Annotated in this window: 1 protein-coding gene; it reads right to left on the bottom strand. The window is 46.4% G+C overall.

Going from position 1 to position 276, the window contains the following annotated elements:
- On the bottom strand, window positions 1-276 hold a 276-nt coding region (locus NLF92_RS12845; protein WP_254102602.1), incomplete at both ends, for an ATP-binding protein.

Genomic DNA, 276 nt, shown 5'->3' with positions numbered 1-276 from the left:
CTCTGTTGTGGTTAGCGCCATGTCAGCTTGTTCAAGCTTAGAAAACTCAGGGCGAATTTTGTCGAATTGTTTAATTAGGTGACATTCTTTAATCCAGTCATCGACGCGGTGGCGGCTTAGGCCTGAAGTAGGTGGCGTAACACCATCCTCTTCTAAAATGGCGGCAATCATGGCCTTGATAGTTTCCATCTTGCCTTCTTTAGAGTGAACCGCTTTAGCCAACTTCTCAATGTGGCGCATGTGTTTCGACGGTTCGCAAAGGCTAAAGATTTTGGC

Source organism: Opacimonas viscosa, from assembly GCF_024199005.1.
Classification (GTDB): Bacteria; Pseudomonadota; Gammaproteobacteria; order Enterobacterales; family Alteromonadaceae; genus Opacimonas; species Opacimonas viscosa.
This window is presented reverse-complemented; position numbering and strand designations above follow the sequence as displayed.